We start from the raw sequence: 19837 nt of genomic DNA, 5'->3' as shown, positions 1-19837 counted from the left end.
CCACGCTGCACGGTGGGCCCGATGGCGCTCCGTCGCGCGGCGGCGGGCTGCGTGGTGCGCTGGACCGCGGCCGGCCTGACGGCGCCGCCATGTCCGGTGGGCGCGCTTCCGCTCTGCCGGCCGGTCTGGCCCGTCTGCTGCCCGGCGGGCGCGCCGGGCATGACCGGCGTCAGGGCGGAGGCCAGGGACCGGGCCGAGGCCAGCGGAAGCGAACGCCGCGCCGAACCGTTGCCACTCCGGTCCTGCCGCGGTTCTGGCGCCGGCCCGTTCGGCACGGCGTCCTGTCCCCCGACGCCCGAAGTCTCCACGACGCCCGAAGCCTCCACGCTTCCGGCGGCTCCGGCGGCTCCGGCGGCTCCGGCAACCGGCCCGTTCGCGGCGGCGCTTCGGGGCGCCGGCGGCCGGTGACCCGAAGTGCCGCCCGCGGGACGCGCGCCCTGCTGCCGCGTGCCGCTCGTCGCGCGGTCGGCCGATCCGGAGCCCGGGGTCGCGGACGCGGACGCGCGCTGCACGCGGACGACAGGCGTCGCCGTACGCCCTGCCGGCACGCTCGATCCTGCGGGCCCGTCGGAGCCGTGGGGCGCCGCGGTCCGCCGGACGGGCACGACGGGCAGCGTGATCGCGGAACCCGTGCCGTCCGAGCCCTGGTGCGGCGCGGCCGTGACCGGTGCCTGGTCGGCGGGCGGAGCCGTGGCTGCGGCGGGCGCGACCGGGGCGCTGCCCGCGAGGGCGCGGGGGTCCGCGGCCTGTCCGGGAGCCGTCACCGCACGCTGGACCGCTGTCCGGTCGCTGCCGTGCTCCCGGGGGACGGGCTGCGCCCCGGGCCGTCCGGCGGGTCCGCCCGTGGCCGGGTCGGCCGGGGGCGGCGTGCCGCCGCCGGCCGGCGAGGGACCGGGGCCGCTCCGTGGCGTTCCGCCTGGACGCGCGGGGCCGGTGGGCCCGCCCGTCGTCGGCGTGACCGGCGTCGGCGCGCTGCCGCCCCTCGGGGAGGGGCCCGAGCCGCCCGGCGGCACGGCGCCGGGGCGTGCCGCGCCGGTCGTGCGCGGGGCGGTCGGCGTACCGCCCCGGCCACCGGCGGCCGGGGGCGGCGACGCGACCGAGCGCTGTACGGGGAGCGGGCCCGGGCCCGGCGTGGGGGACGTGCCGGCCGCCTGCTGCGACCCGGCCGGCCCGGCCGGCCCGATCGGCCGCGCGGACGGCGGGCGGGCGGGCAGAGGCGCGCCGAGCACGGGACGGGCCTGCGGGGAAGGGCCTGGCGGGCGCGGCGTCCTGCTACCGGTCGAGGGCGAGCCGAGGCCGACCTGCTCCGTGCCGGCCGCGCCGGCGGGCGTCGAGGACGGGCGCGCCCCGCCGGCGGGTGTCGAGGACGGAGGCGCCGGAGCGGCGGGTGCCGGCAGCGAAGACGGGGACGCCGGGGATGCGGCGGCTGGCGTCGAAGACGGGGACGCCGGAGCCGCGGCGGCCGACGTCGAGGACGGGGGCCGCGGGACCGAAACGCGCGCAGTTGAAGCCGACGGGGCGGCAGGTGCCGGCAGCGAAGACGAGGACCCCGGGGACGCGGCGGCCGACGTCGAGGACGGGCGCGCCGGCGCGGCGGGCCGCCCGCCTGGCGTGGGCGCGGTCGGCAGGACGCGCCGCTGGACCGCGGGCGCCGTGGTCAGCCGGGAGGTCGCGGCGGCGCGGGGCGCCCGCGCAGCCACCGGGGTGACGCGGGTGCCGGTCGGCGGGCGCACCGGCAGCGCGCTGCCGGCGCCGGAGGCACCGGCGTCCGCGCGGGTCCACGGCGTCTCCCCCGCACCGATCTCGGCGGGTTCGGCGGCGGCGCTGCTCCGCCGGGCGACCGGCAGGGCCGCCACGCGCAGGGCCGGCTGGACCTCCACCGGGCCGGCGGCCGACGGGGTCAGCGCGCCTCTGATCAGACCGCTGGGAGCGCCGTCCAGCACGGCGTGCGACAGCGTCCCGCCGAAGGAGGGGTCCTGCCAGGTGGCGAGCGAGGCGCTGAACCGCGCGTCGGCGACCGGCACCTGCCCCGGCGCGGCGGTCGTGCCGGCGAGCGGCGGCAGGGTCGACCAGCCGCGCGCCGCGCCCCGCGGCTCCGTCGTCCCGGGTCCGGCCGGACCGGCGCCGCCGGCCGCCACCGCGCCGCCGGCCGCCTCGGCGCGACCGGTCGAGGGCGCGCCGCCACCGGTGGCGGCCGGTCGCGCCGGCGCGGCCGCGGGCTCGGCCCGGCGGTCGCGGAACCTGTCGAGGAGCCCCATCAGCCCTCCGCCGCCGCGCGCTCGACGAGGGCGGCGATCTCCTGGGTGTAGCGCCGCCGGTCACGGTGTTCGAGGTCCAGGATGTCCTCCAGGCTCCAGTGGAAGTGGTAGGCGACGTACGCGATCTCCTCGTGGATCCGGTCGGTCGCGTACGTCACGATTCCCCCAGGCGGCTCCCGCCGAGTTCCACCTCGAAGGGCTGCTCGCAGTGCGGGCAGGTGACCCCGGCCCTGGTGTGGCCCTCGGCGTTGACCTGCCGGTAGAAGTCCTGGAGGAAGGCCAGGTCGGAGGCGAACATGTTCTCCACCACGCCGTCGTGCACCAGGGGCAGCGTGCCCAGGCGGGTGATGACGCGGCCGAGCAGCACCACCGACAGGTAGGCCGGGTTCTCCTGGACGCGGACGTCCCGCAGCGGGATCAGCTCGTCGCGCGCGGTGGCCAGCCGCATGGTCCCGGTGCGGTGGACGGTGCCGGACTGGTCGACGTAGCCGCGCGGCAGCTCGAACTCGAACTCCGTGCGCAGCGACTGCCGTTCGGGCGCCGCCGGGGGCGGTGGGGCGGCTGCCTCGACCACGGTCTCGGGCGCGGCGGCTGCCGCCGGCCCGTCCGCCCCGCCCGGCGGTGCGGGCGCGGCGGACGGGCGGGTGGGCGTGCGGCGCATTACTCGATGACCAGTTCTTCGTAGGTGATCGACACGGTCTCGGTGAGGGCCGACGCCTCGCCGGCCTTGACCGCGCTGGGCTCGACCTTGTGGCACCAGGCGTTGCGCAGGTGGTAGCGGAGCACCGGCTGGTTCGTGGTGTCCATGAAGATGATCGTGGCGTTCTTGCGGGCCGTGGCCATCTGGCCGGCGATCGAGTCGTTGATCCACTGGGTGAACGCGCTGGAGCCGTTCGCACCGCGCACGACGGTGACCGCCCCGGCCTTCTTCACGCCGGGCATCTTCTTCGTCACCGGCACGCCCTGCGCGGACACCTGCTGGTATTCGATGACGTCCTGTTCCATGGTCAGACCGCTGACCTCGTGCAGGAACTCGACCATGACACCGTCGATCTGGATGCCGAAATTGTGTGATGTGAGGGTGTCACCGGGCTGGCTGGTCATGAGGCGCTGTCTGTCCTTCTGCTCACTGCGTACCGATGTGACGGGCGATGTACTGCGATGTGCTCACTGCCGGACGCCGCCGCCGGCGGCCGGTCCGCCGCCGTTGGGCGTGCCCGATCGGGAGCACGGGGGGCGGGCTACTCCTCCAGCTCGCCGCTGCCGCTGGAGAACTGCGCCAGCCGGAAGATCACGAACTCGGCCGGCTTGACGGGCGCGATGCCGATCTCGCAGACGACGCGTCCGAGGTCCACCGACTCCTGCGGGTTGCTCTCGGCGTCGCACTTGACGTAGAAGGCCTCCTCGGGGCGCGAGCCGAAGAGCGCGCCGTTGCGCCACTCGTTGACGAGGAACGCCGAGACGTTGCGCCGGATGCGGGCCCACAGAGCCTGGTCGTTGGGCTCGAACACCACCCACTGGGTGCCGATCAGGATCGACTCCTCCAGGTAGTTGAAGTACCGGCGGATGTTGACGTAGCGCCAGGCCGGGTCGGAGGACAGGGTGCGGGCGCCCCACACCCGGATGCCGCGGCCGGGGAAGGACCTGATGCAGTTGACGCCGATCGGGTTGAGCAGGTCCTGCTCGCCGCGGGTGATCTGGTTCTCCAGGTCGACGGCGCCGCGCACGACTTCGTTGGCCGGGGCCTTGTGCACACCGCGCTCGAAGTCGTTGCGGGCCCAGATGCCCGCGACGTGGCCGCTCGGCGGGACCATGCGGGCCTGGCCGGTGGCCGGGTCGAAGACCTTGATCCACGGGTAGTAGAGGGCCGCGTACTTGGAGTCGTAGCCCGCGGTCTCCTGCCGCCACACCCGCACGTCACGGGCGTTCAGACCGGGCGGCGGGTCGATGACGGCGACCCGGTCGCCCATCAGTTCGCAGTGCGCGATCAGCCCGAGCTGGACGGCCTTGACCGCCTCCAGGTCGATCGCGCCGCTCTGGTAGGCGGCCATCAGGTCCGGCACGGCGACCATCGAGATCTCGTCGACGGCCTCCAGGCCGCCGAAGCCGGTGCGGTCGGCGGAGTCGCCGAGGTACTCGGCCGGGCCGGGGTGGCCACCGGACGCCTGCTCGACCGGGAGGGCGGCGGGCGCGGCGGCGGGCGCGGGGGCGGCGAGCGCCACCGTCTGGTTGTCCGGCCTGGCCAGCTGCGCGGCCGGAGCCGCCTCCTCCACGCTGATCAGCTTCGAGCGCTCGTTGACCTGGGTGACCACGTAGCTGCGGCCCTGCTTCTTCGCGGACACGTCGAAGGTCTCGACGGTCTTGTCGCCGTCCTTGACCAGGAGCCGGAACCGCTCCGCGGGCCCGTCGCCCTGCGCGTCGGCCACCTCGACGCTGAGCGCGCCGGTGCTGCCCGCGGCGAGCGCGCGCACCGTGAACGTCCCCAGTTCGGCGGGGGCGCCCGGCAGCGCCGGCGGGCCGGCCGGGGCCGGGGCCGCGGCGGAGATCTCGGCGTCCTGGCCCTCCCCGGCGGGCGCGCCGCCGACGCGCACGACGTACGCGGCCGAACCGCCGTTGTTGAAGAAGCCGTAGACGGAGTGCGCCAGGTAGTAGCCGTCGGTGAACTCACCGAAGGCGGCCACGTACTGGGACCAGTTGGTCACCAGCGTCGGCCGGTTGAGCGGACCGGTCGGGGCGAGGCCGACGAAGGCCGCCACGGAGGTGCCCACGCCCTCGATCGGGCGCGAACCGCTGGCGACCTCCTCGACGTAGACGCCCGGCGACAGATACGACGGCATGTTCTGCTCTCCTCGCGGGTATGACTCAGTGACTCGTTCCACATTCGTCGGGTGGTCGCGCTCCCAGAAGGGCCTTGGGTACCTTTCCGGGGGCAGCGCCTCCTGCCCGGAAGGGCGGTCGATCTGCCCGAAGGGCGCCGTGCGAGGGTGCCCCGGGGCCTGCGACACCGCGGCGCCGCTCGCCGTAGCGTCGGCTCATGAGTCTGTGGACCTCCCTCGAACCCGCCTCGGCCACCGTGGACCCGGGCGGCAGCACCACCGTGCGGCTGCGGTTGCGCAACACCGGCGACGTCGTCGACGAGTACCGGTTCGTACCGGTCGGCGACCTGGCCCCGTGGACGACCGTGGAGCCCCAGGTCCTCCGGCTCTACCCCGGCACGACCGGGACCGTGGAGCTGACCTTCGCCCCGCCGCGCACCCCGGACGCCGCGGCGGGACCGACCCCGTACGGCGTGCAGATCGTCCCGACCGAGCACCCGCAGGCCACCACCGTGCCCGAGGGCGCCATCACGGTCACCCCGTTTACCGAGGTGCGGGCCGAGCTCGTCCCGCCGGTCGTCAAGGGCCGCTTCCGCGGCCGGCCCGGCTGGCCGTCGACAACCTTGGCAACGTCAAACTCACCGCCTCCGTCGGCGGCAGCGACAACGGCGACCAGCTCGGCTACGACATCCACCCGGCCAACGTCCAGATCCCGCCCGGCCGTGCCGCCTTCGTCAAGGCGACGCTCAAGCCCCGGCAGACGATCTGGGCCGGCGCCAAGCAGTCCCGGCCCTACACCCTCACCGTGCACCGCTCCGGCGCCGAACCGCTGCCCGTGCAGGGCACGTACGTCCAGCCCGGGCTGCTGCCGCGCTGGATCGGTGTGCTGCTCAGCATGCTGATCGCGCTGGCCCTCGCCTTCGCGATGATCTGGATCGCCTACCGGCCGTCGGTGAGCAGCAAGGCCACCGAGTTCAACGAGGTGGCCGCCGCCACGCTGTCCCCGCCGCCCCCGTCCACGCCGCCGGCGACCCAGGCGCCGCCCACGACCACGCCGCCGCAGACCCAGGCGCCGCAGACGCCGCAGACCCAGGCGCCGCGGACCCAGGCGCCCAAGAGCGGCGGTGGCGGGGCCAAGAAGCCACCCGCGGACGACAAGTTCAAGAACGTCATGCTGAGGAACGGGACGACGCAGAAGTGCGCCGCGCCCGCCTTCGCCACCGGGTCCTCGGGCAGCCCGGTCAGCCAGTACACCTGCGCCGCGAACCCCGCCAAGGTCAACCAGGTCTACGACCTCGACACCGTGGCCAAGGGCCAGGGGCCGGGCAACGCCGATCTGGTCCAGCTCCGCAACATCACCACCGGCTACTGCATCGATCCGTCCGGCACCGGCGCCGCCGACCTCACCTCCCCCCTGTACGAGAGCGCGTGCACCAGGTCGCTGACCGACAACCAGCTGTGGTACCTGGTCGAGCGGCCCAACAGCGGCGGCCTGTACTGGATCCGCAACTACGCGAGCAACGGGCTGTGCCTGGACGTCGCCGGTTTCGCGAACAAGGGCGAGGACGCGGGCGACGGCAAGAACCTCACCCTGTACACCTGCAGCGACGACGACGACCAGGGCTGGTACCTGGTCAAGCCCGACAACGGCTGAGACCCGCGGGCCTCACAGTCCCAGGTCGCCGGGGACCAGGCGGCCCGCCTTGCGGTACTCGCGGCGGGCCCCGGCCACCAGGTCGGCGGTGGTGACCGGTTCGCCGCGGCCGGCGGCCGCGTAGGCCGCCGTCACCACCGCGCTGCGGATCGACCCGCCGGCCAGCTCGAACTCCGCCGCGCAGACCGCCGGGTCCACGTCCTCCTCGCACGGCACGTGGACCAGGCTGTGCCGCCACAGGGCCAGCCGCTGCCCGGCGTCCGGGAAGGGGAAGTCGACGACGAGGTCCAGGCGCCGGGTGAAGGCGTCGTCGATGTTCGCCCGCAGGTTGGTGGTGAGCAGGGCGATGCCGTCGAACGCCTCCAGGCGCTGCAGCAGATAGGCGCTCTCCATGTTGGCGTAGCGGTCGTGGGAGTCCTTGACCTCCGAGCGCTTGCCGAAGATGGCGTCGGCCTCGTCGAAGAGCAGCACCGCGTCCGTGCTGTCGGCCTCGGTGAAGATGCGCTCCAGGTTCTTCTCGGTCTCGCCGACGTACTTGTCGACGACCGAGGAGAGCTGGACGACGTACAGGTCCAGTCCGAGGTCGGCGGCCACCACCTCGGCCGACAGCGTCTTGCCGGTGCCCGACTCCCCGGCGAACAGCGCGAGCACGCCCCGGCCGCGGCCGCCGCCGGCACTGAGCCGCCAGTCGCCGAGGACGCGCTCGCGGTAGCGGGCGCGCAGCGCCAGTTCCCGCAACTGTTCCAGGCGTTCCTCGGGCAGCACCAGGTCGTCCCAGCCGACCGCGGGCCGGATCCGCCGGGCGTGCTGCTCCAGGCCGGAGGCGGACTGCCGGCGGGCGGCGGCCCGCACATGGCCGGCGGTCAGCGCGGCGCCCTCGAACGCCGCCAGCTCGACGGCGGTGCGCGCCGCGCGGGCGATCCGGTCGCCGCCGAGGCGGTAGGGGGCGACGGTGGCGGCCAGGTCGAACCCCGGCTGCTGCTCCGCGCCCAGGCCCAGGGCCGCCGCCCAGGCGTCCGCGGCGGCCGACGGCGCCCAGGGCACGTCCAGCACCAGCGGATCGCGCTCGCACCACTGCGCGTCGTACGGCGCCGGCCCGGCGAACACCACCGGCACGTCCGGCACCATGAGCGCCCGGATCAGCGGGCCCGGCCGGTCGGGCAGCGGCGACACCACGATCGCGCAGCCCCGCAGCCGGGCCTCGCGCAGCAGTTCCGCCACCGGGCCGTACCGGTCGGCGCCGTGGTGGTCCGCCGGTTCCTGGCCCTGTGTGCCGGCAGCGGCGCGGTCGGCCGGAGCGGGGGTGAAGTGCAGGGCGTCGCGGCCGGCGGCGTGCAGCGCGGCGGCGGCGCACAGCAGGCCGTCGCCTTCCCGGCGCTCTCGCAGGTAGACCGCCCGCGCGCCGGTGGCGAGGTACGCGGCGAGCCGCGGCGCCGGCGACCCGGCGGGCTGCACGTGGGCGAGGGGTCCGCGGGTGTCCAGACGCCGCACGTAGCCGTCGAGTGCGGCGTCCGGGCCGTCGCCGCCGAGCAGGTGGTCGACCAGGCGGTCCGGGACCCGCAACGAGCGGCTGAGGAAGGGGCGTTCGGGCTCCTCCACCAGCAGCAGGCCGAGCGCGGTCAGCGGCGCCGTGCGGTGGAAGCGTTCCCGCGCCGCGGCACGCGACGGCGCCAGGCCGCACAGGTCGAGCGCCAGTCCGACGGTGGCCCGCCGGCGGCTCACGTCGTCGTTCAGGTACCCGTACAGCGGCTCGAAGCCGCGGTCGAGATCCGGGGCGAGCGCGATGAGCAGGATGTCGACGTCCAGCGCGGTCAGCCCCAGGCGCAGCGCGAGCCGGCGCAGCCGGTCGCCCGACGCGGCGTCGGGCTTCTCGTCGTCCGCGTGGGGCGCTTCCTCCGACACCGGTGTGCCGACCGCGGGCCGGCCGTCCGCGGCGAACCGGGGGGCGGCTTCGCGCGCCAGGTGGTGCCGGACGGCGGCGTCGTCGAGGTACAGGCCGCGCAGCGGGTCGGCCGCGGTCGGGTCGCCCGCGCTGTTCCGCTCCACGAGCGCGGCGACCCGCGCGCGCAGCCGGGCCAGCCGGGCGAGCAGCACGCTTTCGGCGTCCTGGGACGCGGCGTCGGGATCGGCGGAGCCGAGGTGCGCAGCGTCGGGGTGCGCGGTACCGGCGGGCGGATCGGCCGGGTCGGCGGTGGGGCCGCCGGTGCCGGCCGGCGCCGTGCCGGCCGGCACCGTGCTCGCCTCGGGCGAAGTGCCCAGGGTGCCGGTCATCGGGCCGCCCCGGGCCGGATCGGCGCGCCGGGCACGCGGGCCGGCCCGTCGCCCGGCTCCGACGCGCCGGCCGTCAGGTGCCGCGCCTGGTGGGCGCGTTCGCCGTCCTCCAGGGGCCCGTCGAGCTCCCTGGCCCGTACCACCGCGCCCTCGGTGACCGGCGGTCCGGCGTCGTAGTCGGGGTAGGCCGGGAACGGCACGGTGACGACGATGTCCAGGGAGGGTTTGAGGCCGCCGCCGAGCGCGGACCAGATCTCGGCGAGCGACCGCGCCTCGGTCTGGACGCCGGAGACGGCCAGCGGCACGCTCAGGCCCAGCGCGGCCAGGGCGCCGGGCAACTCGTCGGGCGCCAGAAGTTCGTGCGGCAGCAGGGTGGCCAACGCCGCCGAGAGCAGTCGGTGTTCGTCCTCCGGCTGCTTGGTCCAGGCGGTGACCAGGTACGACAGCCGGAACCAGCGCGGCGGTCTGCGCCGGCGCACGACCACCCCGCGCTCGTCGCGGACCTCCGCTAGCCCGCGCTCGCGCCGGTGGACGTCCTCGCGGATGTCGTAGAGGTAGACGTCGAAGGCGGGCGCGTTCTGGCGGGCCGCCCAGTCTCGGGTCGGCGGGTCGAAGGCGATCTTGACGTCGGCGCCGGCCAGGGCGCCGCCTTCCAGCAGGCCCTTCAGGAGGCTGTCCACTTCGTGGATCACGAGATGTATCCCTCCCGCAGGGCGTATGCGACGGCGTGCGTGCGGTTGCGCAGCGCGAGCCGGGTGGTCAGACCTTGCATGATGTTCTTGACGGTCCGTTCGGAGTACGAGAGTTTCACGGCGATCTCGGCGGTGCCCAGCCCGTCGGCGGCCAGGCGCAGGACGTCGGTCTCGCGCGGCGACAGGCCGGACGGCTGCACGCCCGACGGCCGGACGGCGACCGTCCGCAGGCTGCCGACCTGGCTGATCAGCCGGCCGAGCAGGTCGGACGGCAGCTCCCCCTGGCCGCGGTGTGCGGCGCGCACCGCCCTCAGCAGCCGCTGCGAGGTGGCTTCGTGGCGCCAGACGATGGCCCCGACGCCCAGTTCGAAGACGTCGAGGATGTCCGCCTCGCGGATCTGGCTCACCACCAGGACCGGCCGCAGGCTGCTCTGGCGCACGACGCGTCGCAGCCACGTGAGCGAGGCCGGGTCGGGCGAGTCGGCGAGCAGCAGGGCCACTCCTTCCTTCGGCGCGTCGGCCTCCTCGACGAGGTCCACCACGGGGTGCTGCCGTAACTGGCTGATCACCCCCTCCCGCGAGATCGGGTCCGGGGCGTGGACCACGACCGGAATCCGCTGGCCGGGTTCCAAGGGGATGGATTGTGAAGAGTCGTGCAAGTTCCCTCCCATGACGTCCCCGGCGGCGCACCCCCGTGTGGCGACCAACCCCCTCGTCGTGATCGCCGCCGCCGCCGAGTCCTTATGACTGTTGATGACGTCAACTTACGGTCTCCGGTTCCGTCTGGTGCCACTTGCGTCAGTGACGCGCCCCACGTCCCACGCGTACCACCGACGCCGCGTCGAGCGCGTCGCCGCGCCCGGCCGCCCCCGGGCGCCCCCCTGGGCGCCCCTGGCCGCCCTCGGCGCCCTCCGGCCGCCCTCACCCGATCGGCCGTCGGGCTGCCGCCGTGCGCGGCACCGATGCCCTACGACCGCGACGCAAATACTGAGAAAAGGTGCTGAAACGGGAGACACTTGTCACTCGTGGTCACCTGTGCTCGAATTCCGTCCGCGGATCGGGCGTGTTCGTGCGACGAGAGGACAGCCCGATGCGTTTCGCCCGCCCGGCTCCCCCGTGGATCCCGGTCCCTCCTCCGCGGACCGGCGCATGATGACGTTCCGTCAGGGACCGTGCGTCAGCGGGCCTGACGAGCGGACGGCGGCCGAGGGGTCCGCGGCCGAGGACACGGCGGCCGAGGGGGCGGCCGACGCGGGGGACCGCGATCCGACGTCCGCCGTCGCGCACACGCTGCGGGAGGTGCTGGACAGACGGGTCGCCGAGGCGTCCGCGCTCGACAAGGTCGTCGCCGACGACCTCGCCCGGGGGCTCGCCGACTTCGCGTTGTCCGGCGGGTCCAGGCGGCGGGCCGCCCTGGTGTGGTGGGGCTGGCGGGCCTGCGGCGGCGGCGCGGCGGCCGACGGGCGCGACGAGGGTGCGCGGGAACGCCCGGTCGAGGGCCCGGAGGCCCCGGATCCGGGCGCGGCGACCCCGGAGATGGGCGCGGCGGGCGCGGAGGCCCCGGAGGCCCGGGCCGACGACAGCGGCCCTGCGGACGGCGCGCGCCCCGGACCGCGCGCCGTCCTGCGTGTCGCCGCCGCGCTGGAGCTCATCCAGTGCTGCGCGCTGATCCACGACGACGTGATGGACGGGTCGCCGACCCGGCGCGGACGCCCGGCGGTGCACGTCGCGCTCGCCGGACGGCTCGGCGGCCGTCCGCCGTCCGGGCCGGACGGCGCGGCCGCGTTCGGCCGGTCGGCGGCGGTGCTGGCCGGGGACCTCGCGCTGGCGTGGGCCGACGACCTGCTGGCCGAGACCGCGCTCCCCGAGCCCGTACGCGGCGAGGTGCAGGCCGTGTGGCGCGCCATGCGGACGGAGATGGTCGCGGGCCAGTACCTGGACCTGCTCGGCCAGGCGGCCGGCCCGGGCGGCCGGGACCCCGGCGAGCCGGACGGCGCGCTGCGCACCGCCGTGCTCAAGAGCGGTCTGTACAGCGTGGAGCGGCCGCTGTCGCTCGGCGCGGCCCTGGCGGGCGCCGCTCCCCGGGTCCGCCGCGCGCTGGGCGCCGCGGGACGCAGCGCCGGTCTGGCCTTCCAACTGCGCGACGACCTCCTCGGGGTGTTCGGCGACCCGCGGGTCACCGGCAAGCCCTCCGGGGACGACATCCGCACCGGCAAGGCCACCCATCTGGTCGCCGTGGCCCGCGAGCGGGCCCGCCGGGCCGGCGACCGGGAGAGCCTCGGCGTGCTCGACGAGGCGCTCGGCGACGGCGGGCTGTCGCCGGCCGGACTGGAGCGGGTGCGCGAGGTGCTCGTCGCCACCGGCGCCCGCGCCGCGGTGGAGGCGCACATCGGCCGACTGGCCGCCGCGTGCACGGCCGCGCTGGAGGCCGCGCCGCTCGAACCGGCGGCCCGCGCCCGCCTGCTGAGCGTGCTCCGGGCCGCCGCCGGGCACCCCGCTCCCCCGGAGGACACGCGATGACGCGCACCGTCCCCGGCCGTACGGACCATGTGGTGGTGATCGGCGCCGGCCTGTCCGGGCTGGCGGCCGCGCTGCACCTGCTCGGCGCGGGCCGCCGGGTCACCGTGGTGGAGCGGGACGCCGCGCCGGGCGGCCGGGCCGGGCGGCTGGACCTGGGCGGCTACCGCTTCGACACCGGTCCCACCGTGCTGACCATGCCGCACCTGCTGGCCGAGGCGCTCGCGGCGGTCGGCGAGTCGCCGGACGCCCGGCTGGAGCTGGTCGAGCTGCACCCGGCTTACCGGGCCCGGTTCGCCGACGGCAGCAGCCTGGACGTGCACACCCGGCCGGAGGCCATGGAGGAGGCGGTGCGCGCGTTCGCCGGCCCGGCCGAGGCGGCCGGCTACCGGCGGCTGCGGACCTGGCTGGAGCAGTTGTACCGGGTGCAGATGCGCCGGTTCATCGACGCGAACGTCGACTCGCCGCTGCACCTGCTCCACCCGGACCTGGCCCGGCTCGCCGCCCTGGGCGGCTTCGGGCGGCTCGACGCGCGGATCGGCCGGTTCCTGCGCGACGAACGGCTGCGCCGCGTCTTCTCCTTCCAGGCGCTGTACGCCGGGGTCCCGCCGGCCCGGGCGCTGGCCGCCTACGCCGTGATCGCCTACATGGACACCGTCGCCGGGGTGTACTTCCCGCGCGGCGGCCTGCACGCGGTGCCCCGCGCCCTGGCCGGCGCGGCGCGGGACGCGGGCGCCGAGCTGCTGTACGGCCAGGAGGCGGTGCGGCTGGAACGCGGCGCGGCGGGCCGGGTCACCGCCGTGCACACCACCGGCCGGCGCATCCCCTGCGACGCGGTCGTGCTCAGCTGCGAACTCCCGCACGCCTACCGGCTGCTGGGGCGGACCCCGCGGCGGCTGCTGCGCCTGCGCCGTTCGCCGTCCGCGGTCGTCCTGCACGCGGGAACGGACCGGACCTGGCCCGAACTGGGCCATCACACGCTGTCCTTCGGCGACGCCTGGAGCAGCACCTTCCAGGAGCTGACCGCGACCGGTCGCCTGATGAGCGACCCGTCCCTGCTCATCACCCGGCCCACCGCCCACGACCCGTCGCTCGCCCCGCCCGGCCGGCACGTCCACTACGTGCTCGCGCCCTGCCCCAACACCGACATCGGCCCCGGCGCCGCCGACTGGCGCGCGCTCGGGCCCCGCTACCGCGACCGGATCATCGCCGAGCTGGAGCGCCGCGGTCTGGACGGGCTGGGCGCGGCGATCGAGCGGGAGAGCCTGTTCACCCCGGCGCACTGGACCGAGCAGGGCCACATGGCCGGCACGCCCTTCTCACTGGCCCACACCTTCGGCCAGACCGGTCCCTTCCGCCCCGCCAACCTGGTGCGCGGGACCGAGAACGCGGTGCTCGCCGGCTGCGGCACCACCCCGGGGGTGGGCGTGCCGACGGCGCTCATCTCCGGCAAGCTCGCCGCCGCCCGCATCACCGGGCCCGCCGCGGCCGACCGTACCGGCGCCGCCCGCGGCGGCGCCGCCTCCGTCCGACCTCCCGCCCGGAAGGGGCCGGCATGACCCGACACGAACTCGACGCCGCGGGCATCCACGACCCGCGGCTGCGCGCCGCTTACGTGCGGTGCCGCGCGCTCAACGCCCGGCACGGACGCACCTACTTCCTGGCCACCCGGCTGCTGCCGGCCGACCGCAGGCCCGCGGTGCACGCGCTGTACGGCTTCGCCCGCCGGGCCGACGACATCGTGGACGACCTCGGCCGCACCGCCGGTCCGGCCGCCCGCGAGGCCGCCCTGCGGCGCCTGTCCGACGCTCTGAGCGCCGAGCTGGCCGCGTCCCCCGCGCAGCCGCCGACGGCCGACCGGACGCCGAACCCGTCGGAGGGCCGGCCGCGGAACGAGCCGGGGGACCCGGCGGGGAGCCGGCCGGACGACCCGCCGGAGGACCCGCCGGAGGACCCGTCGAACCCGCCGGAGGACGACCCGGTGGTGCGCGCGCTGGCCGACACCGCCCGCCGTTACGCCATCGACCCCGCGCACTTCACGGACTTCCTGGCGTCCATGCGGGCCGACCTGAGCGTGTCCGACTACGCCGACTTCCCGGCGCTGCGGCGGTACATGCACGGCTCCGCGGCCGTCATCGGCCTGCAGATGCTGCCGGTCCTCGGCCATGTCGTGCCCCGGCCGGAGGCGGAACCCCACGCGGCGGACCTGGGCGTGGCGTTCCAGATGACCAACTTCCTTCGCGACGTCGGCGAGGACCTCGACCGCGGGCGCGTCTACCTGCCCGCCGACCTGCTCGCCGCGCACGGGGTGGACCGGGCGAGGCTGGAGTGGAGCCGGGCCACCGGCCGGCGGGACCGGCGCGTCACCGCGGCGCTGCGCGACTTCGCCGCGGCGACCCGGGGCTTCTACGGCCGCGCGCTGCCCGGGATCGCCATGCTCGATCCGGTGTCCCGGCCGTGCGTCCGCACCGCGTTCGTGCTCTACGGCGGCATCCTCGCCGCGGTCGAGCGCGACGGCTGGTCGGTGCTGCACCGCCGCTCCGCCGTCCCGCGCCGGGTCCGGCTGTCGGTGGCCCTCGACGGCCTGGCCCGGGTCGGCGCGGCCCGTATTCGGGCCGCCCGGGCCGAGCGGCGGCCCGTCGCGGCGCCGGAGGCGGCGTGACCGGGGCCGCGCCGCGCCGCCGTGGGGTGCCGCTGCGCCTGCACCGCCGGCCGGTGCCGTGGGAGGGGCAGCGCCCCACCTGGCGCGAGGCCCGTCCCGGTCTGATCGCCGGCGCCCTGAAACGCGCCCAGGACCGGCCCTCCGGCAACTGGTACGTGCTCGCCGCGTCCTCGGCGGTGACCGCCGGCCGTCCCTTCGCACGGACCGTGGCGGGCGTCGAGGTGGTCGCCTGGCGCGACGCGGCCGGGCGGCTGCTGGCCGGTCCGGGCGCCTGCCCGCACCTGGGCGCGCCGCTGAGGGACGCCCGGGTGAGCTGCGGCGCGCTGGTCTGCCGCTGGCACGGCCTGGCGCTCGACGGCCGGCCCGCGCCCGGCTGGTCGCCGCTGCCCGCCCATGACGACGGGGTGCTCGCGTGGGTGCGGCTGGACGCGTCCGGCGGCGAGGAGCCGCTCGACCGGCCGGTGCTGCCCGCGCGCCCCGCGGCCGCCGCGACGCTCGCCGCCGTGCACGACGTGTCGGGGGTGTGCGAGCCGGCCGACGTGCTCGCCAACCGCCTGGACCCCTGGCACGGCGCCTGGTTCCACCCCTACTCGTTCGTCGACCTGACGGTGGAGGAGCCGGCGCACGAGGACGCGTTGGCCGTGCGGGTGTCCTTCCGGCTGACCCGGCGGATCGTCGTCCCGGTCCGGGCCGTCTTCACCGCGCCCGAGCCCCGTACGGTCGTCATGCACATCACCGACGGCGAGGGCCGCGGTTCGTCCGTCGAGACGCACGCCACGCCGCTGGGCCGGGACCACCGGGGACGTCCGCGCACCGCCGTGATCGAGGCGGTGCTCGCCACCTCCGACCGGCCGGGCTTCGCCGTCGCGCGCGCCGCCGCCCCGGTCCTGCGCCCTGTCGTGCGGGCCGCCGCGGCGCGGCTGTGGCGGGACGACCTCGCCTACGCCGAACGCCGCCACGCCCTGCGGGCCGAGGGCCGCTTCCCCGGGTGACGCCTCGTCGCATTCTCTCGGGGGCCGGGCGGCCCCCGGCAGCGCCGCCCCGGGGCGGGGTTCAGCGCGGGGACAGGACACGGGACAGGGCGCGCAGCGCACCGCTGCGGCCGCGGGCCGGCACGGTCCACAGGGTCTGCCCGCGCACGCCCCACCGGGCGAGCAGCGCGTTCGCGGCGAGGAACCCGGAGGTCGCCGCGCGCTCCATCAGGGCGACCGGCTGCCCGGTGCGGACCAGGTCCCCGGCCAGCACCACCGCGGGGTCCTCGGTGAGGACGCCCGGTCGCCGCCGGTGACCGCCCACCGGGAACAGCGGGCAGTCCTCCCGCCACTCGTGCCGGGCGTCGACGACGCGGGCGCCGCGGGTCTCCGGGTAGACGCGGCGCAGCTCCTCCCGCACCCGCCGCTGGACAGCCGCGCGGTCGGCGGCCGGCTCGACGGCGTAGGCGTGCAGTTCGACCACCGACCCTCCGGTCGCGGCGGCCCAGCGCGCCGCCTCGCCCTCCCAGCGGTTCAGGACGCTGACGTTGTCCAGCGGACCGTACCCGCTGGTGCCGAGGAACCCGGCCCGCTCGCCGGCGACCGGGCGGTCCAGCCACAGCCGGGACACCAGGAACGGCGGCGCGGTGCGCAGCGCGGCCACGTCCCGCCGCCACCGCGGGCCGCCGAGGCCGGGCGAGCCGGCGACGACCGCGCGCAGGCCGCCGGTGTCCAGCGCGAGCACCACCGCGTCGTAGACGGCGCCGTCCACCGCGACCCGGCCGTCGCCCAGCGGCCGGACCGTCCGCACCGGCGCCGCGCAGCGCAGCCGCGCGCCGAGTTCGGTCAGGTACCCCGCCAGCGGCTCCCACAGGGCTTGCGGGAACGGCTCGGCCTGCACGTCGAAGAGCAGGCCCTCGGACGAGCCGAGGAAGTAGATGTGGAACATCAACGCCAGTTCGGCGGCGGACAGTTCGTCCGGATCGGCGAAGAAGCTGCGGGAGAACACCTCGAAGGCCAGGTGCCGGGCGGCGGCGGGGAAGCCGATCGCGTCGAGGAACGCGCTCGCGCTGGTGCCGTCCAGCCGTTCGTGGACCTCGGGCACCCGCACGTCCATCAGCGGCAGCGCCGCCCGCGCCTTGACGGCCGCCAGGTCCCGCAGGGCGAACGACGGGCTGCGCGCGACGAATCCCAGCGCGCTCCACGGCGGGGTGCGGGGCACCTTGGCGAAGCTGTCGCGCAGCCCGCCGGCGTGCCACAGCGGGTAGTCCGGCAGCGCGGTCAGCATGCCCAGCCCGGGGTCCGCGCGGCGCAGCAGGGCCCGCAGGTTGTAGTACTGGCGGAAGAAGGCGTGGAAGCCGCGGCTCATGGTGACCGCCGTGCCGTCGGACAGCACGGTCGGCCAGCCGGCCAGCCGGCCGCCGAGTTGCGCCTCGCGTTCCAACAGGGTGACGCGGGCGCCCCGTTCGGCCAGACCGGTGGCCGCCGCGAGCCCCGCGATGCCGCCTCCGACGACGGCGACGAGGGGCGGGTCCTCGGCGTCCAGGCGCGGCCGGCCGGGCGCGGCGGGCAGCACCTCCGCCCGGCGGTCCCGCCCCGGGCCCGCGGGGCCGGCACCGCGGCCCGCGACGAGGCCGGCGGAGCGCCGCACGGCAGCCGTCCGGCTCGCGCTCAGGGGCCGGCGGGGCGGCGTGCGGCTCACCGCGCCGCCGTCCGCGTCGCCCCCGCCGCGGTGCGCGCGCGGACCGACGGCGCGCGGCCGACGAAGGTGTGCACGATGCCGGTCGACCAGCCCGGCATGGGCAGCGCCCGCACGTCGCGGAAACCGGCCGCCGCCACGCGTCCGGCGAACGCGCCCGCGGTGTCGAACTCCAGCACGCTGCGGCGCAGGTAGCGGTAGAGGCCGCGGTCGCCGGCGAGCGCGCCGGCGGGTTCGACGACGGCCGCGCAGACCGCCCGCCACACCGCCCGGTGGGCCGCCCGGCCGCTCAGCGTGTACTCGTGCACCGCCAGCCGGCCGCCGGGGACGAGCAGGTCGCGCGCCGTGGCCAGGCCCGCGTCGGGGTCGGCGAGGTTGCGGAACAGGTAGGCGGCGAACACCGCGTCGAACGGTCCGGTGACCGCGGCCTCGGCGAGCCGCTCGACCGGGGCGTGCACGAAGGTCACGCCGGCCGGCCAGCGCTTGGCGGCGGCGCGGGCGAGCATCCCGGCCGAGGCGTCCATGGCGACGATCTCGGCGTCGGGGGCGGCGGCGAGCAGCGCCTTGGTGGACGCGCCGGTGCCGCAGCCCAGGTCCAGCAGCCGCAGTCCGGCGCCCCGTCCGGGCAGGGCCAGTCGGCGCGCGGAGCGTCTGAGGTCGGCGCGGTAGCCGGGGTTGACGGCGGTGAGCCGGTCGTAGCGCGGCGCGGCGCGGTCGAAGGCGTCGGACAGTCCGGACGGGTCGAACAGGCCGGACAGGCCGGACAGGCCGACTGAGCCGGTCGGGTCGGACGGGTCGGACGGGTCGGACGGGTCTGGGCGTCCGGTGTCCCGCAGCGGTGTCATGGGCCGTGGTCCTCCTCGGGCAGGGGGGCGTGGGGCTCGGCGAGTGGTTCTCGGGGGCGCGCTCCGGCGGCGGGCGCCTCGGCGCGCGGGCTCGCTCCGGCGGCACGATCGGCCGGGGACACCGGGGACGCCGGGGACGAGGGCGGGGGCGGAGCGGGGCGGTCCCGGCGGTCCCCGGCCGGAGGGCGGCGCCGGAGCAGCGGCAGTTCGAGCGCGGTGCGCAGCATCGGGAGGACGGGGGTGCGCCGCCCCACGGCGAGGTCCTCGCGCAGACCGGTGCGTCCGTCGAGGAAGCGCAGCAGCCGGTCGGCCGGAACGCCCGCGAAGAGCGGGGTGAAGAACGCGGCCGCGTCCACCCGGCCGGTGTCGAGGGCGCGCAGCAGCACCGCGTCCATCGCCAGCGCGCGGGCCGGGTACGCGGGCGGCGGCAGCGGGGTGCGGCCCGCGTCCAGTGCCGCCGCCACCTCGCGGGTCTGCCGCTGGACGGCCGCGAAGGTGTAGCCGGTGGCCGGCCGGGTCGCCCCGCCCGCGGCACCGACGCGGAAGACCGCCGCGCCCGCCCGGCGGGACGGCCGGGCGTCCGTCATGGGGATGACGCCCTGTTCGCGGCGCTCGACACGGAAGGGCGGGAGGCGCAGCACCTCCTCGGTGTAGTGCCGCAGCGCGCGCGTATAGCCCGCGTCGTCCAGCACCGCCGGGGAGAACTCGGTGTACTCCACCAACGCGTCGCGCGGTCCCAGCGGCAGGACGTACCCGAAGGACACGCCGCGCGCCGGCCGAGGCGTGCGGAAGTCCATCAGGTCCGCCGCGCGCGGGTCGAAGGCGGGACGCTCGCAGTGCACGAACCAGCCGCGGAAGTGCTGGAGCAGCCGGGTGCGCGCGGGCCGCGCGGGCGGCGGCCGGGAGTCGAAGACCCAGCGGGCCCGCCAGGCGGCCGGCCGCCCGTGGGCGTCGAGCCCGACGACGCGGGCGCCGTCCGCGCCGTCGTCGCGGACCTCCCGCACCTCGGCCGCCGCGCGGCGCACCCACGGCGCGGCCGCGATCCGCTGCCCGGCCCACGCTTCGAAGGAGCGCGACGGCAGCATCTTGTAGCGCGCGGACCCCAGGCGGACCAGGACGTCGCGGCCGTCCGGGGCGCGCAGCCGCAACCGGTCCCACTGGGCGGCCAGTGCGGCGTCGTACTCCCCGCCGCCGTCCTCCCAGTAGCAGAAGGTGCGTTCGGGGGGCCGCAGGGCGGCGGGAGCGTCGAGGAGCAGGACGTCCACCGGCCAGGCGAAGCGCGGGGCGGCCAGCCGGTGCGCCAGCGACAGTCCCGCGGCGCCGGCGCCGACGATCACCACATCCGCGTCCAGCGCCATCCCCGCCGCCTCCCGCTGCCTCCCGCTGCCTCCCGCTGCCTCCCGGCGCCTCCCGCTGCCTCCGCCCTGCGGACGGTCCGACCGGGCCACCGCC

Annotated in this window: 14 protein-coding genes and 1 pseudogene; 5 read left to right on the top strand and 10 right to left on the bottom strand. The window is 76.9% G+C overall.

Annotated features, from left to right (window positions below):
* Positions 1–2257: 2257 nt before the first annotated feature.
* The 4 genes from VSR01_RS33120 to VSR01_RS33105 form a co-directional block, all read right to left on the bottom strand.
* Complete coding sequence (locus VSR01_RS33120; RefSeq protein WP_326452672.1) at positions 2258–2416, bottom strand: DUF6760 family protein; 159 nt, start codon at positions 2414–2416, stop codon at positions 2258–2260.
* Complete coding sequence (locus VSR01_RS33115; protein WP_326452671.1) at positions 2413–2919, bottom strand: hypothetical protein; 507 nt, start codon at positions 2917–2919, stop codon at positions 2413–2415. The genes VSR01_RS33120 and VSR01_RS33115 overlap by 4 nt, the downstream gene beginning before the upstream one ends.
* On the bottom strand, positions 2919–3362 hold the full coding sequence (locus VSR01_RS33110) for a phage tail protein (protein ID WP_326452670.1): 444 nt from the start codon (positions 3360–3362) through the stop codon (positions 2919–2921). The genes VSR01_RS33115 and VSR01_RS33110 overlap by 1 nt, the downstream gene beginning before the upstream one ends.
* Before the next feature lie 137 nt (positions 3363–3499).
* Positions 3500–5095 carry a phage tail sheath family protein gene (locus VSR01_RS33105; RefSeq protein ID WP_326452669.1) on the bottom strand — a complete coding sequence of 532 codons (1596 nt, stop codon included), beginning with the start codon at positions 5093–5095 and terminating at the stop codon, positions 3500–3502.
* Positions 5096–5292: 197 nt separating this feature from the next.
* Between VSR01_RS33105 and VSR01_RS33100 the strand changes: the two are divergent.
* Positions 5293–6728: pseudogene (locus tag VSR01_RS33100) on the top strand (RICIN domain-containing protein).
* Positions 6729–6740: 12 nt separating this feature from the next.
* Here VSR01_RS33100 and VSR01_RS33095 read toward each other — a convergent pair.
* From VSR01_RS33095 to VSR01_RS33085, 3 genes are read right to left on the bottom strand one after another with little or no spacing between them, the layout of a single operon-like run.
* Positions 6741–8999 (bottom strand): ATP-binding protein, encoded by a 2259-nt coding sequence (locus VSR01_RS33095; RefSeq protein WP_326452668.1) that lies wholly within the window; start codon positions 8997–8999, stop codon positions 6741–6743.
* Positions 8996–9691: a DUF4255 domain-containing protein gene (locus tag VSR01_RS33090; RefSeq protein ID WP_326452667.1), complete on the bottom strand. Its 696-nt coding sequence runs from the start codon at positions 9689–9691 to the stop codon at positions 8996–8998. Before VSR01_RS33090 ends, VSR01_RS33095 begins: the two co-directional genes overlap by 4 nt.
* Entirely contained in the window at positions 9688–10362 is a 675-nt protein-coding gene (locus VSR01_RS33085) for a response regulator transcription factor (RefSeq protein WP_326452666.1), read from the bottom strand. The genes VSR01_RS33090 and VSR01_RS33085 overlap by 4 nt, the downstream gene beginning before the upstream one ends.
* Positions 10363–10840: 478 nt before the next feature.
* Between VSR01_RS33085 and VSR01_RS33080 the strand changes: the two genes are divergently transcribed.
* The 4 genes from VSR01_RS33080 to VSR01_RS33065 are packed head-to-tail and all read left to right on the top strand — an operon-like array spanning position 10841 to position 15862.
* Positions 10841–12211, top strand: coding sequence for a polyprenyl synthetase family protein (locus VSR01_RS33080; protein ID WP_326452665.1), 1371 nt, complete (start codon positions 10841–10843; stop codon positions 12209–12211).
* On the top strand, positions 12208–13767 hold the full coding sequence (crtI, locus tag VSR01_RS33075; protein ID WP_326452664.1) for a phytoene desaturase family protein: 1560 nt from the start codon (positions 12208–12210) through the stop codon (positions 13765–13767). The genes VSR01_RS33080 and crtI overlap by 4 nt, the downstream gene beginning before the upstream one ends.
* The gene (locus VSR01_RS33070) at positions 13764–14870 is read left to right on the top strand and encodes a phytoene/squalene synthase family protein (RefSeq protein ID WP_326452663.1); all 1107 of its coding nucleotides are present in this window, start codon (positions 13764–13766) and stop codon (positions 14868–14870) included. Before crtI ends, VSR01_RS33070 begins: the two co-directional genes overlap by 4 nt.
* A complete protein-coding gene (locus VSR01_RS33065; protein WP_326452662.1) occupies positions 14867–15862 on the top strand; it encodes a DUF5914 domain-containing protein in 996 nt (331 codons plus the stop codon). Before VSR01_RS33070 ends, VSR01_RS33065 begins: the two co-directional genes overlap by 4 nt.
* Positions 15863–15923: 61 nt before the next feature.
* Here the strand turns inward: VSR01_RS33065 and VSR01_RS33060 are convergent, their stop codons facing one another.
* The 3 genes from VSR01_RS33060 to VSR01_RS33050 are packed head-to-tail and all read right to left on the bottom strand — an operon-like array spanning position 15924 to position 19743.
* Positions 15924–17492 (bottom strand): FAD-dependent oxidoreductase, encoded by a 1569-nt coding sequence (locus VSR01_RS33060; protein WP_326452661.1) that lies wholly within the window; start codon positions 17490–17492, stop codon positions 15924–15926.
* A gap of 47 nt (positions 17493–17539) precedes the next feature.
* Entirely contained in the window at positions 17540–18385 is an 846-nt protein-coding gene (locus tag VSR01_RS33055) for a class I SAM-dependent methyltransferase (RefSeq protein WP_326452660.1), read from the bottom strand.
* Positions 18382–19743, bottom strand: a complete 1362-nt coding sequence (locus tag VSR01_RS33050) for a lycopene cyclase family protein (protein WP_326452659.1) — start codon at positions 19741–19743, stop codon at positions 18382–18384. Before VSR01_RS33050 ends, VSR01_RS33055 begins: the two co-directional genes overlap by 4 nt.
* Positions 19744–19837 lie beyond the last annotated feature (94 nt).

Source organism: Actinacidiphila sp. DG2A-62, assembly GCF_035825295.1.
In the GTDB taxonomy this organism is placed as follows: Bacteria; Actinomycetota; Actinomycetes; order Streptomycetales; family Streptomycetaceae; genus Actinacidiphila.
The sequence above is the reverse complement of the archived record's forward strand: the minus strand, read 5'-3'. Positions and strand labels throughout refer to the sequence as shown.

Excerpts from the sequence above, each read along its gene's own strand:
- VSR01_RS33115 (WP_326452671.1), bottom strand. The coding sequence starts at position 2,919 with ATGCGCCGCACGCCCACCCGCCCGTCCGCCGCGCCCGCACCGCCGGGC.
- VSR01_RS33110 (WP_326452670.1), bottom strand. The coding sequence starts at position 3,362 with ATGACCAGCCAGCCCGGTGACACCCTCACATCACACAATTTCGGCATC.
- VSR01_RS33105 (WP_326452669.1), bottom strand. The coding sequence starts at position 5,095 with ATGCCGTCGTATCTGTCGCCGGGCGTCTACGTCGAGGAGGTCGCCAGC.
- VSR01_RS33095 (WP_326452668.1), bottom strand. The coding sequence starts at position 8,999 with ATGACCGGCACCCTGGGCACTTCGCCCGAGGCGAGCACGGTGCCGGCC.
- VSR01_RS33085 (WP_326452666.1), bottom strand. The coding sequence starts at position 10,362 with ATGGGAGGGAACTTGCACGACTCTTCACAATCCATCCCCTTGGAACCC.
- VSR01_RS33080 (WP_326452665.1), top strand. The coding sequence starts at position 10,841 with ATGATGACGTTCCGTCAGGGACCGTGCGTCAGCGGGCCTGACGAGCGG.
- crtI (WP_326452664.1), top strand. The coding sequence starts at position 12,208 with ATGACGCGCACCGTCCCCGGCCGTACGGACCATGTGGTGGTGATCGGC.
- VSR01_RS33070 (WP_326452663.1), top strand. The coding sequence starts at position 13,764 with ATGACCCGACACGAACTCGACGCCGCGGGCATCCACGACCCGCGGCTG.
- VSR01_RS33055 (WP_326452660.1), bottom strand. The coding sequence starts at position 18,385 with ATGACACCGCTGCGGGACACCGGACGCCCAGACCCGTCCGACCCGTCC.
- VSR01_RS33050 (WP_326452659.1), bottom strand. The coding sequence starts at position 19,743 with ATGGCGCTGGACGCGGATGTGGTGATCGTCGGCGCCGGCGCCGCGGGA.